Origin of the sequence: Fusibacter sp. A1 (genome assembly GCF_004125825.1) — a bacterium.
Lineage (GTDB): Bacteria > Bacillota > Clostridia > Peptostreptococcales > Acidaminobacteraceae > QQWI01.
In genome coordinates this window covers 86,523-100,025 of sequence record NZ_QQWI01000001.1, presented here as the reverse complement: position 1 = coordinate 100,025, position 13,503 = coordinate 86,523, and the positions used below count along the sequence as shown (strand labels likewise).

General features: G+C 43.4%; 10 protein-coding genes. 8 read left to right on the top strand and 2 right to left on the bottom strand.

The genetic code is table 11. The annotated features are described in order from the left end of the window. Positions 1-33: 33 nt before the first annotated feature. A complete protein-coding gene (locus tag DWB64_RS00430; RefSeq protein WP_129486201.1) occupies positions 34-483 on the bottom strand; it encodes a hypothetical protein in 450 nt (149 codons plus the stop codon). Positions 484-659: 176 nt separating this feature from the next. Between DWB64_RS00430 and DWB64_RS00425 the strand changes: the two genes are divergently transcribed. Then, positions 660-2,138, top strand: coding sequence for a diguanylate cyclase domain-containing protein (locus tag DWB64_RS00425; RefSeq protein ID WP_164980142.1), 1,479 nt, complete (start codon positions 660-662; stop codon positions 2,136-2,138). Positions 2,139-2,155: 17 nt separating this feature from the next. Here the strand turns inward: DWB64_RS00425 and DWB64_RS00420 are convergent, their stop codons facing one another. Further along, positions 2,156-4,234: an EAL domain-containing protein gene (locus DWB64_RS00420; RefSeq protein ID WP_129486199.1), complete on the bottom strand. Its 2,079-nt coding sequence runs from the start codon at positions 4,232-4,234 to the stop codon at positions 2,156-2,158. Between the two features lie 178 nt (positions 4,235-4,412). Between DWB64_RS00420 and DWB64_RS00415 the strand changes: the two genes are divergently transcribed. From DWB64_RS00415 to DWB64_RS00385, 7 genes are all read left to right on the top strand, one after another. Beyond that, positions 4,413-5,570 carry a ribose-phosphate pyrophosphokinase gene (locus DWB64_RS00415; protein WP_129486198.1) on the top strand — a complete coding sequence of 386 codons (1,158 nt, stop codon included), beginning with the start codon at positions 4,413-4,415 and terminating at the stop codon, positions 5,568-5,570. A 139-nt stretch (positions 5,571-5,709) separates the two neighbouring features. Further along, positions 5,710-6,702, top strand: coding sequence for a LacI family DNA-binding transcriptional regulator (locus DWB64_RS00410; protein ID WP_129486197.1), 993 nt, complete (start codon positions 5,710-5,712; stop codon positions 6,700-6,702). Between the two features lie 130 nt (positions 6,703-6,832). Next, on the top strand, positions 6,833-8,152 hold the full coding sequence (locus DWB64_RS00405; protein ID WP_129486196.1) for an ABC transporter substrate-binding protein: 1,320 nt from the start codon (positions 6,833-6,835) through the stop codon (positions 8,150-8,152). A gap of 94 nt (positions 8,153-8,246) precedes the next feature. Continuing rightward, on the top strand, positions 8,247-9,152 hold the full coding sequence (locus tag DWB64_RS00400; protein ID WP_129486195.1) for a carbohydrate ABC transporter permease: 906 nt from the start codon (positions 8,247-8,249) through the stop codon (positions 9,150-9,152). Continuing rightward, positions 9,152-10,012 (top strand): carbohydrate ABC transporter permease, encoded by an 861-nt coding sequence (locus DWB64_RS00395; protein ID WP_129486194.1) that lies wholly within the window; start codon positions 9,152-9,154, stop codon positions 10,010-10,012. The genes DWB64_RS00400 and DWB64_RS00395 overlap by 1 nt, the downstream gene beginning before the upstream one ends. Before the next feature lie 26 nt (positions 10,013-10,038). Further along, positions 10,039-11,478: a sucrose phosphorylase gene (gene gtfA / locus DWB64_RS00390; protein ID WP_129486193.1), complete on the top strand. Its 1,440-nt coding sequence runs from the start codon at positions 10,039-10,041 to the stop codon at positions 11,476-11,478. Positions 11,479-11,652: 174 nt separating this feature from the next. After that, entirely contained in the window at positions 11,653-13,488 is a 1,836-nt protein-coding gene (locus tag DWB64_RS00385) for a sensor domain-containing diguanylate cyclase (RefSeq protein WP_129486192.1), read from the top strand. Positions 13,489-13,503 lie beyond the last annotated feature (15 nt).

Here is a 13,503-nt window from a genome sequence, read left to right as displayed (position 1 = left end):
GTAGTCTAAGACAAAAGCGTGTGTTTTTTTATGCTATTTTTCGTAGATTCTCATGCTTGTCTCATAGAGGTAGTCGAACCGTTCTTCCACATCCTCAAAATCAAAGTCATCGTCATCATATTCCTCGCCTGTATCAATCTCCATTGTTTTCCAGTTCTTCGGAAATTCAACCAGTAGTAGAAGCTCGTGAGCCTGCCATAACCTAGTGAATTCTTCATCTTGCTCCATATTGAAGAGAAGCTGATCTTTCATATTCAGGTGAACCGTTTGAATCTCCGTACTGTTTGGATCGCTCATTTTTTTTGCGAATCGGTAGCAGGCGTCAAAGTGGGCTTCTTCATTTTGGGATTTCTCGAGGACTTTCAGTATGGGTGCTTTTTTCACCTCTTTATAGTGGGCTTTGTCACGTTTCGGTTCAGGGTTTTTCTTGTTGGCTTCTTGTTGTTGAAAGTAATTCGGTTTTTTATTGCTTTTCTTTTTCATTAGGAACTCCTTTTACTGTAACTCGTCTATTTGAGATACTATAGTGAATTCATTTAAAAGTCAACTTGAATATCACCTCTGTGGCTTCATTGCTAGCATAAAGCGAAAGAAAGATGTTATAAACAGGGAAAATTGAGTATCAATACTATAAGTGATATTACTGAGGGGTGATGACGATGAAAATCAAAACAAAAGTATTCTATTTCTTTATCCTATTCTTCGTAGCTTCATTCTCGATCATGTTGTTCATAGGTAGCACTACGGCAATGAAAGGGTATGATATTCTTGAGGAGGAACGTCTCAACTGGGAAATCAAGAGAATCGAATCGGGAATAAGTCATCTTGTTCGCATGCATGAGTCCATCTTGCTCGATTGGGCGAAGTGGGACGACGCCTATGCCTTTATCGAGCAGCCGAATGAAGAATTCATAACAAGCAATTTTTCAAGAGGCCTCTTTATCGATCAGACCATCAACTACGCTATTATCTATGATGACAATGGACGCGTGCTTTTCAAACAGGGTCATGATTATCTTAATAACGAACCTATAGATGTTCCAAAACAATTGATCGACGACGCATTTCTCTACCCAGAGACCAGCGGTTTTTTTAAAATTGGAGACATGACACTGGTATATACTTCGATGAAGCTGACCGATACTCAAGAAACCGCTCCCGAAAAAGGACTTATCGTATTCGCAACCATCGTCAACCAGCCCCTTATCAAGTCATTGAGTGAATCGCTGCTGATCGATCTGAACTGGGAGTATCCCGTGGTCCAATATTCTGAGGTGCCACCCATCCAGGTAATGAGGCAAAATGATCATACCGACTTGAACGTTCATGTGGAGTATGTAAACTTTTTAGGCAATATATCGATCATCACAGAGATACCTCACGACATCACATCACTTGGAAAAGAGACCTTGATGGATACTCTAATCATGTTTACGACGGTATTCCTTGTTCTGACTATCGTCATGTATTATGGAGTCCATGACGGCGTTGCCAGAATTTCAGAACTCAGCGGAGAGGTGCTTGTGATTCACAATAGGCAGGATCTACATCTTAGAGTGACCAGTAAAGGCAAGGATGATATCGGCATACTGGCTGACAATATCAACGATATGCTCGACCAGCTAGAAGAAAAGAACAACCAGATCCTTGAATATGCGACCTATGACGTGCTTACCGGAGTGCTGACAAGGCGTATCGGATTCGAACGACTTGAAATGGCGATGGAAGCCGCCAAAAAGAATAAGACGGACTTGGTGATCTGTTTTATCGATATCAACAATTTAAAAGAGGTGAACGACACCCTCGGTCATAATGCGGGGGACCAGTATCTTAAAATCGTATCCGACAGTCTGATGAATAACACAAGGTCCACCGATATCGTCTGCAGGCTAGGTGGTGACGAGTTTCTAGTTGTCTTCCATCACTGTCCTGAGAGAAAGGCTTATGAAACCTTGTCAAGGATTGAGAAGGAGATCGAAAGCATCTCGGAAACAGAAAACGCTCCTTACAAAATGTCGATCAGCAAAGGAGTCGTAAGTTATGTCTCAGATATGTCACTCACAAGTTTTGTCGAGCAAGCGGATAAAAAAATGTATGAAGACAAGAAAAGAAACAAGTCGCTGGTAGATAGCGAATAAAGAATAAAGAATCTCCGTCATCGACGGAGATTCTTTTGTTTTAGCAGACTGGTGAAATTTTCAATAGTCATGGGTTTTCCGTAGTAGTATCCCTGCATCTCATCGCACAGGTTTTCTTTTAAGAAAGCGACATGTTCAAGGTTTTCGACACCTTCTGCCACAATCTTCATGTTCAGATTCTTACCGAGCGCGAGGATGGTGGATGCGATGATCGAGTCGCTCTTGACGTGCTCCATATTGCTGATGAAGGACTTATCTATCTTCAGTTTGTCCACAGTCAGCTTGCCCAGCTGACTCAATGAGGAATACCCTGTTCCGAAATCGTCTATCGAAAAGTGCACGCCATAAGCCTGAAGGGATTTTATGATCCTGACTGTGTTGTCGATATCCAGCATGGCGATACTTTCTGTGATCTCCAGATCAAGATATTCCGGTGAAAGCCCGGTCTCTTCAAGCGTGCTGATGATGGAATCGACAAAGTCCTTCTGTTCAAATTGCTTCATCGACAGGTTCACAGAAACAATGATCGGATCGAATCCCTCTTCCTGAAGCCGCTTGTTGTGGATACAGGCTTCTTTTAAGACCCAGTCGCCGATCTTAAGTATGATTCCTGTTTCTTCGGCGAGCGGTATGAAATCATTGGGAGGCACAAGACCATGTTTAGGATGAATCCAGCGCACGAGTGCTTCCATTCCGATAATCGTCTCTGTGACGGTACTCACCTTAGGCTGATAGTAGACGACAAACTCCTGGTTGTCTACCGCTTTTCTGAGGTCGTACTCCATTTCCATTCTAGCCAGCGCCTTGGTGCTGAGTTCGGGCGTGTAGGTCTTGAATTCGTTTTTTCCGCTTTCCTTTGAACGGTAAAGGGCGATGTCGGCATTGGTGATCAGCGTTTCCTGATCTTGTCCGTCATCGGGACATATCGAAATGCCGATGCTGCCGGTGATATTGATTTCGAAATTGTTGATGGAGAAAGGCTTGTTGATGCTTTGCAGGACGTTTGTAGCGACCTTACCTATATGCTCATCGTTATGCAGACCTGGAATCAGGATCAGAAACTCATCTCCACCGATGCGTGCGATAAAATCATCTTTTCTTATTGCACAAAGCATTCTTTTGGAAACCGCCTGTAAGAGCTCGTCTCCGGTGGAATGGCCCATTGTGTCGTTGATGATTTTGAATCGGTCGAGGTCCACATGGATGATTGCAAGTTGAGTTTTGGTTCTTCTTGCACGGTTGATTTCGACATCGAACCTTTCTTTAAGCAGGACGCGGTTGGGTAGTCCTGTAAGTGAATCATAAAACGCATGCTGTCTGATTCGAGCCTCATACTCTTTTCGGTCGCTGATGTCTTTAAGTATGATGGTATGGTGGATGTCGTCATCGATGAGGAATTCTGTGACAGAAAACTCCACGGGAATGTAGGACCCGTCAAAGGACAGACATTCGGTCTCGTAGGTTCCGTTGACAAGACTGTTGATGTCGACTGTCTGGGCATGGTTGATAAAGAGCTTATGGAACATCTTGTTAATGTTTTTTTCAGTCTCCTTGATATCAAAGAAACTGAACAGCTTTTGCGCTGATGGATTGAGATAGATGATGTCGCCATGCTTATCGACAGTGACAATACTGTCCGCCGCATTCTCAACGATGGAATTTGTGAATTTTGTAGTATTGATCAAATCACGCTGCATGATCTTAGGAGCGAGTAATCGACTTAGCCTCTGATTCAAGGTTGTAAAGTCGAAGGGTCTTGCCATATAGTCATATGCACCCGCACTCAAGGCGGCTGCTATGGATGTCGAGGAATCCAGATCTGTAAGCAGGATAATCGGAACATCGTCCGGGTGATCCAACATGGAGACTATTTTTTTTGTCAGTTCGATCCCGTTTATATGTGGTGGCGCGTCGGATAGGATGATCGCATCAGGCATCTGAGTAGCGAAAGAGTATAGCGCTTCAGCGTCATTTTTCGCGTGAAGCACGGTATAATCCTGCGACTCAAGAAAATGCTGTAGCTTGGGCAGTGTCAGTTTCGAGTTATCGCAGACAAGAATTTTTGTCTCCTTTTTTATGAACATGGAGCTTAACATAAACACACCTCCTTTGACATGATAATCACGATGTGTATCATTACACTTATATACAAATATGACGATGTTAAACACAATCTGCCACTTAATTAATTATTTGCAGTGGGCTCTTAGTTAGGGGTTATAATTTTTGCTACTTAGGGTATAATATTAATCGTGGGAAATAGAGGAGGATATTATGTACTATCAACCGGAAAGAGAACCAAATGGAAAGCTAGGCATTATCGCACTGGAGAGCTGTAAGGAAATTGGAGAAACCATCGATTACTTTCTGACTTCGAAGCGAAACTACGATATCAAAGAACTGGGTAGCAATCATGCCATGCAGGAATCCTATCTGATCGATATCAAAGAAGTGAGATTTTCCAACGGCGAAGGGAAGGTCGTCATTGAAGAAAGTGTGCGCGGTCGCGATATCTTCATTCTATGCGATGTCGGCAATTATAGTTGCACGTATGAGATGTACGGTTTTACAAATAGAAAAGGCCCTGATGAACATTTTCAAGATATCAAACGTGTGGTATCCGCACTAAACGGTCGTGCAAAACGGGTTACCGTCATGATGCCGCTGTTGTATGAAAGCCGTCAGCATAGGCGTAAGTACCGTGAATCGCTGGATTGTGCTCAGGCGATGCAAGAACTTGAGACACTTGGCGTTCACAGCATCATCACCTTCGATGTGCATGATCCGAACGTTCAAAATGCGATTCCGCTTGTGGCGTTCAACAACATGTATCCGACATTCAATATTGTCAAAAAAATGTTCGAGGTGGATAGAAATCTCATTCTTGACAATAAGAACCTTATCATCATCAGTCCCGATACCGGTGCCATGGACCGTTCGATCTACTATGCGAGCGTGCTGGGTGTGGATGTCGGCATGTTCTATAAGCGCAGAGACTATTCTAAAGTTGTCGGCGGCAAGAATCCGATTGTGGAGCATGAGTATATGGGCAGAGATGTGGACGGTATGGATGTCCTGATTGTGGATGATATGATCGCATCGGGCGAGTCAGTTTTTGACATTGCCAATGAGCTTAAAAAGCGCAATGCGAAACGAATCTATGTTGCGACTACTTTCGCCCTATTCACAGAAGGCGTAGAAAAGTTTGAAAAGTACCATAAAGAAGGGGTTATTGAAAAGGTGTTTTCAACAAACCTCACTTATATTCCACCAAAAGCGCTTTCCGCTGATTGGTTTGAACCGGTGGATATGTCGGGCTTTATCGCGGACATCATGGATCATGTGAATATGGACGAATCGATTGAACCGATTATCGACGACGCTGGTAATATCAAGCGATTTTTAAGACAAGTTGAACAACTGGAAGAATAATCATTGAGCTATACAGGCGGCACCTTGCTTCGTAACCGGAGCTGAAGTGCCGTCTTTTACTTTTTTTGAGGTGGTGAATCGATTAGTCGGTTGATATGTAACCGGTTTCCTGCTATGCTACGATTAGAGGTGAGATCCAATGAGGTATGCGATTAAAGATATTGCAAAGCTGGCTGGAGTTTCCAAGGCTACTGTTTCGAGAGTCTTGAATGATTCAAAGCCGGTGAGTCAAGAAGTGAGAGATCGGGTTATGAAGGTGATCGAAGAAACCAATTACCGGCCAAGTTCTCTAGCAAGAAGCTTATCGATTAAAGAAACAAGGATTATCGGCGTGATCATTCCTGATATCTCCAATCCAGTTTTTTCGAAAATGCTAAATGGAATCGAATCTCGGGCGATTGAAGACAATTATACGGTATTCCTTTGCAATACACGCTATGATTTTGATATGGAACTCAGGTATATCGATTTGATGCGTGAAAAGGAAGTGGACGGCATCATCATGGCGGCATTCCACTATTCAGAAGAGATGACTGAGAGACTTAAGCAGTTCGGAAAACCGATTGTGATGGTCAGTTTTGATTCGGAGCACTGGAATTATCCCAAAGTGGTGATCGACAACCATGCCGCTGCCTATGAGATGACCAGCTATCTGATTAAGACAGGCCGAAAGAAAATTGCGATGATCCACGGACCCTTCAATGATTTCAATACGGGACTGGCCCGCTACAAGGGGTATGCGTCTGCCTTACAAGAACAGCATCTGACTCAGTCGGACTCACTGCACTATCAGGGTAATTACAAATATGAAACAGGATTTAGCGGAGCCAAGTACCTGATAGAAAACAACAAGGACTTAGACGCCATCTTCTGTGCAAATGACGAAATGGCCTTCGGAGCCATAAAAGCACTAACACAGGATGGATACCGTGTACCTGAAGATGTTGCAGTAACAGGCTTCGACGATATCGATTTTGCAAAGCTGTTCAGTCCTTCCTTAACGACCGTGAGACAGGATTTTGAACTCAGAGGCGCTAGCGCTGTTGCTCTGGTTCTGGATCAGATCGCTGGAAAACCAACCGCTGAAAAGATTGTACATGACTATGAGCTGATCATAAGAGAATCCACATAATGACTACTTGGGCCTACTTAAAAAAGTAGGCCACACTAATAGTCAGCAGGAAACCGGTTACCTAATTTAAAATAAACCTGATTGTGCAGGTTTATATAGCTCAACTAGCAAACATTTGAAAGGAGACATTATGAAAAGGGTTTTAGCATTACTAATGGCACTTGTATTGGTACTCATTGCTTTCACCGGGTGCGGAACCACCGCGCAGACACAGACATCGGATTCTGAGTCGGGTACAAAGTCCGAAGTGGCGAATACGACTGAAACATCCAAGAAGGAAGAACAGGAGATCGTCATTTATCAAAACAAGGTCGAGATCCACGAACAACTATCGGCATTCGCGGCCGAGTATGAGGCTCTAACAGGTGTGAAGGTCATCATAAAAACATCTGGTGGCGATTCTCCATATGCCGAAACGCTTAAGGCGGAGTTTCAGTCGGACAGACAACCGGATGTATTCGTTATCGAAGGGATGGGCGGATATAAGACTTGGGAATCAAAACTTGCTCATTACGAAAATGAAGAGTGGATGGACCTTACAGCACTCGAATTCGTAGTAGACGAAAAGACATACGGGTTTCCTGTAGCGGTTGAAGCTTGGGGAATGGCATACAATGTGGAGATGCTTGAAAAGGCGGGTATCGACCCTGTGACGCTCACAAACCAGGACGCCTATAGAAGCGCTTTTGAAAAAATCGACTCGATGAAAGAAGAACTAGGCATCAAATCAGTCGTAGCCATGGCGGCAGGTCCCGACATGAGATGGGTGACGGGCTTACATAACTTCAACGGTTATTTGTCGGCTGGTCTCGAGTATGGCGACACGACGGTACTTGATATGCTTAATAGCGGCGAAGCGGATATGCGGCGTTTATCGGAATATGCGGACTGGGTGGAGCTTCTATTCGAATATTCAGACCGTGCGGTACTCTTGACAGGCAACTATGACGCTCAGGTCGGACAGTTCGGTACTAAGCAGGCGGCGTTCATCCACCAGGGCAACTGGATCGATCCATGGATGACATCCAACGGAGTTGATTTTGAGATGGCATTCGCTCCACACGCGTCTGTACAGGGCGAAATGAACACACTCTTTATCGGTGCTCCATCTTACTATGTCATGAACAAGGACAGTGAGAACCAAGATGCTGTAAAGGACTTTTTAAACTACATGGCTACAAGCGAAGCTGGTCACAACTACATGGTGAACGAAGCCAAAATGGTTCCTGCATTTACAAATGTCACACTTAAACCCGAAACGCCGCTTTCTGCAAATGTCGCAGAATGGGTTGCTAAGGGAAATGCCTACACATGGCTTCAAAATGACATGGCGGACGGTTTTGGCATGGGAACCATCGCCCCCCTATATGAGAGTTTTGCAAAAGGGGATATCGACAAAGGTGAGTTTATCAATCAGCTGGCAGCAAAGATACAAGAACTGAAAAAGTAGTCTAAACCTTATCCTCGTTTGCACACAAGTGATATGGGTTAATTAGGGTGTGGGGAGACTCCCCCACACCTTTAACTTTAAAAGGGGAAATCAAATGAATAGATATGTAAAGGATAAAGTAGTGTTTTGGTTGTTTTTAGCACCTGCCCTGCTGTCGTTTTTACTAGTAGTCATTATTCCGTTCTTTATGGGATTATATTATTCCTTCACAGATTGGACGGCTGTCGCCGGCATGAAGGCCAATTTTGTAGGAATCAAGAACTATACCAGCATGTTTTCTGATTTTGCATTTAGATACTCATTTATCAGAACGTTTCTATTTACGCTCTTGAGCGTCATCTCAATCAATATGGTTTCCTTAACGTTGGCTTTTTTAGTGACAAGGGAGATAAAATTCAAGAACTTTTATAGAGCGGGGTTCTTTATTCCAAACCTCATAGGTGGACTTGTGCTCGGATATATTTGGCAATTCATCTTCAAAAGTGTTGTTCCAGCGATCGGGGCCCTCTTGGGGATTGATTTTATAGAACAGTTACTTATTCTGGCAGAGCCTAACTTGACCCTGTTCGGACTTATCTTCGCCTTCACATGGCAATATGCTGGGTATATCATGATGATCTATATCGCAGCGCTGTTGAACGTGCCACAGGAACTTCTGGAGGCAAGTGAGATAGACGGTGCCAACTTCTGGCAGAAGCTGATCAACATTACGGTACCTATGATCGCACAAGCTTTTACGATCACGTCCTTCCTAACACTTGTCAATTCCTTTAAGCAATATGACATCATCATCGCCCTCACAAATGGCGGTCCTTCTGACATCTACATGGATAAGATAGTCAATTCGACTGAACTTTTGGCGGTTCACATCTATAATGTGGCATTCAAATACAACAACATGGCCGAAGGTCAGGCGAGGGCGATCGTATTCTTCGTAGTGCTGTCATTCATCTCGATAGGGCAGGTATACTACAATAAAAAAAGAGAGGTGGAAATGTAATGTCTAAAAACAAAAAAACGATGACGGTCCTACTCACGGTCATAACAGTTCTTTTATTCGTAATTACGATGTTTCCATTTTTTATCGTCATCATCAATTCCGCCAAGGCGTCACTCGAGATCATCGTTGATCCGATTGCGATGCCAAACGACTGGGGACAGCTGTTAGACAATATCAAAGAAATCTGGAGCAAGCCGACCGTGAGGTATTCGTCAAGTGTTTTAACCTCTGTCATCATCACCTTTTGCTCATTGCTGACGATTTCGGTGTTTTCTGCAATGGCTTCCTGGGTACTAGTAAGAACAAAATCAAAGTTATCCACTATAGTCTTTCTAGTTTTCTTAAGCGGATTGATCATCCCTTTTCAGGTGGTCATGTTTCCGCTTGTGTCATTCTTTAGGGTGATTAAAGAAACAACAGGCATTCCGATGCTAAGAACCTATCATGGGATGATCATGGCCTATATCGGTTTTGGCGCACCGCTTGCAGTGTTCATGTTTCACGGTTTTATAAAATCGATTCCCAAAGAACTTGAAGAAGCGGCTACGATCGACGGATGCACCAAACCTCAAATCTTCTTTAGGATTATTCTGCCAATCTTAAAACCTATCTTCGTGACGGTGATCATTTTGAACGCGATCTGGATATGGAATGATTTTCTATTACCGTCTTTGGTGCTGGGTGTAGGGCAGGATATTCAGACGATTCCTCTTGCAATCAGAGGATTTGCAGGGTCGTTTGTTAAAAAGTGGGATTTGATCATGACAGCCGTTCTGATGGCCGCCGCGCCGGTTGTCATCGGATTCCTATTTGCGCAGAAACATATCATCAAGGGAATGGTTTCCGGCTCTATCAAGTGATGACAAGAATTTTGAGAGGATTTTTTATGAAAAACAAAGTGATGTTGATTACCTATCCCAATTCGATAGGTAAGGATTTAAAAGACTTGGAAAAGGCGCTTAATACGGATTTGAAGGGATTGTTTGGGGGAATCCACATTCTCCCCTTCTATCCTTCGAGCGCCGATCGCGGATTCGCTCCCATGAGTTACCGGAGTGTCGATCCGGTCTATGGAAGTTTTGATGACCTAAAGAGACTGGGCGACGAATATGAGCTGATGTATGATTTTATGATCAACCATATCTCCAGATCAAGCGAGTACTTCAAGGATTTCATTAAAAACAAGGAAGCTTCTCCCTATTATGACCTCTTCATCAAGTTTTCTGATTTTTGGGAAAATGGACTTGCGACACAGGAGCAGATCGACCTCATCTACAAGAGAAAACCGAAAGAACCCGCTCAAGTGGTCGAATTTGAAGACGGCACGACCGATAAGGTGTGGACGACATTCGATGAGGAGCAGGTGGATCTTGATATCCGCAAAGCAGTGACCAAAAAATTCATTAAAGAGAATTTGGAGTTTTTATGCGACAACGGAGCAAAGATCATACGGGCGGACGCTTTTGCCTATGTCACAAAGAAACAGAACACCAACTGCTTTTTTGTCGAGCCCGACACATGGGATATTCTAGCTGAAATCAAAGAGATTTTGAATCAGAAGCAAGTGGAGCTTTTACCTGAAATCCATGAACACTACTCGATTCAAAAGAGAATTGCGGACCACGGATATTATGTTTATGATTTCGCACTCCCTATGCTTGTGCTTCACGCACTCTATTCCGGCAAGGCTAATAGGCTTATAGACTGGATTAAGATTTCGCCAAGAAACCAGTTTACCACACTCGACACCCATGACGGTATCGGTGTTGTCGATGTTAAGGATCTGATGGACGATGATGAGATCAACTTCACAAAGGAAGCTCTGTTTTCAAAAGGTGCCAATGTGAAGAGGATCTATAATACGACAGCCTACAACAATTTGGACATCTATCAGCTCAACTGCACTTATTACTCCGCGCTAGGCGATGACGATAAGGCTTACTTGCTCGCAAGAGCCATCCAGTTTTTCACTCCTGGAATTCCCCAGGTCTATTATGTGGGTGCGCTTTGTGGAAAGAACGATATCGAATTGCTTGAATCCACTAAAAACGGGCGGGACATCAACAGGCACAACTACAGTCTTGATGAAATCTCAGAAGAAGTCGAAAGGCCGGTTGTACAGAGCTTGTTCAAACTGATGAGATTCAGAAACGACTTTGAAGCGTTTGATGGTGAGTTTTGCCTTTTGCCTACAGAGCATGAGAATGAACTCCGCTTATCATGGTCAAAAGACGGATTCAGCTGCGTGCTGAAGGCGGATCTTTCCAACCATGATTTCATTATCGAATATGCTGAAAATAATAAATCGAACGTCTTGACACTATGACTACGAGCTGCCCTGAATCTATTTGAATTCGGAGGCAGCTTTTTTAGCAGATAAATCATCCTTCCTAGGAAACAAGCACAGTTCGTGGTAGCATGGATAAAAGAGGAAATGATCAAATTTTAATAAAATGACGGTTTTCTTTAGTATAATGATTGATAAGAGAGGACTGATGATATGAAAAAGTTGGGATGTAATGAGAAATACTGTGATCGTTGCATCAAGCTCCAAAAATCGCTTGAAGAAAAACAGCTGGTTGAATATCAGTTGAAGTCAACGATGGAGCTTGTAAGGATGGGAATGTGGAGCTGGGATCTGAATACCGATAAAGTAGAGATATCAGAGGAGCTTGCAGCAATTCTCTCTTTGGACCTGTCCGCTTTTGACAACTCCTTGGACTACCTTGTCGATCACGTGATTCACCACGAATCAAGAGCCTTATTTGAACTAGAACTGAAACATGCAATCAGCAATCAGCTGATCAGGCAATGTGATTATAGAATCAATCTACCTCAGGACAAGCATTTGTGGGTTCGCTTAAGCGGTAAACTTTTTTCTAGTAAATCATGCACAACTTTAAAGTTTATCGGTATAGGGCTGGACGTCACCAGGGATCATCATAACAATGCCTTGTTGGCCACCAATCTTAACTTTATGAGATCCCTATTGGAGGTTTTGCCTAATCCGATTTTCTATAAAGATAGATTCGGCGTTTATAAATACTGCAATGCGGCCTTTGTCGAATACCTAGGAAGAGCTAGGGAAGAGATCATCGATAAGACCGTCTACGACATAGCCCCTAAGCATCTGGCCGACATCTACCATCAGGCGGACCTGGATCTGATGACTTCTAGGGGACAACAGGTATATGAAGCAAGTGTCGCCTATGCTGACCAGACAATCAGAGATGTGATTTTCAATAAGGCCGTACACCTCGATTCAGAGGATGAAGTCGAAGGCCTCGTGGGAATCATGCAGGACATCACCGATAAAAAGGCGATGGAAAAAGAAATCAAGATGCTCCATCAAGTCAAGGATGTGTTTTTAAACCTGAACCACAACCTGATGGAATTCAGATCCATCGATGATCTGATCAAAGCGCTGCTTGTGGAACTGACATCCATCTTCAGTGCTTGTGATCAAAGTACGGTTCTCGAAGTGGATAAAAACGGAGGGATGCGAATTAAGGCGCATTATGGATTTGACAATGACGAGATCGATCAATTTCAAATCAAGCTCGAGGAGAGTTTCGTATGGGATGAGTCTGGAGTCAAACTCAAACAAGCGCACATCATAGACAACATACGGCAGCTGGAAGACTTAGGTTATCCGAAGGTAATTTCCTCCGATTTGAACAGGAGTATTGAATCCACTATTGTGGTACCTGTCGACATCGATGACGAGCTGAAGTGGGTATTTACTTTTGATGGTTTTACAAAAGGCTGCTTTAATAAAAGAGACGCATCGGTGGCAAACTTCATACGTGACGAGCTGCCACTGCTTCATCGTCTGTTGAGTCTCTATCTCGAGACACTTTCTCTTTCAAGATATGATGGACTGACCGGTCTGATGAACCGTAGTTATTTTGATCACGTGTTTGACGATAGGCTTCATCTGGTCAAGAGAAACGGCATGACCCTACTGGTGGTACTATATGATCTGGATGGGCTCAAAGTAGTAAACGATCTCTATGGACACTCCGCCGGGGATAAGTATATCAAGACATTCACCAGCATGCTAAAAGATTTTTACCGTGAAGCGGATGCGTTTTCAAGAATCGGAGGCGATGAGTTCGTGGGTTTGTTCAACGAGAGCTCGGTCGATAGGCTTATGGAACGCATTTTAACGATGAGAAATGAATTTGAGTCGCTGAAAATCACAGACGGAGAAAACGTGTTTTCCGGTAGTTTCAGCTTTGGAATCTCAAGCAGTCACAATCATGAACTGAATAAGACGGTTCTACTTAACGCTGCCGATGAGCGTATGTATCTGGATAAGAACTCAAGAAGATAACATAATAATAAACGG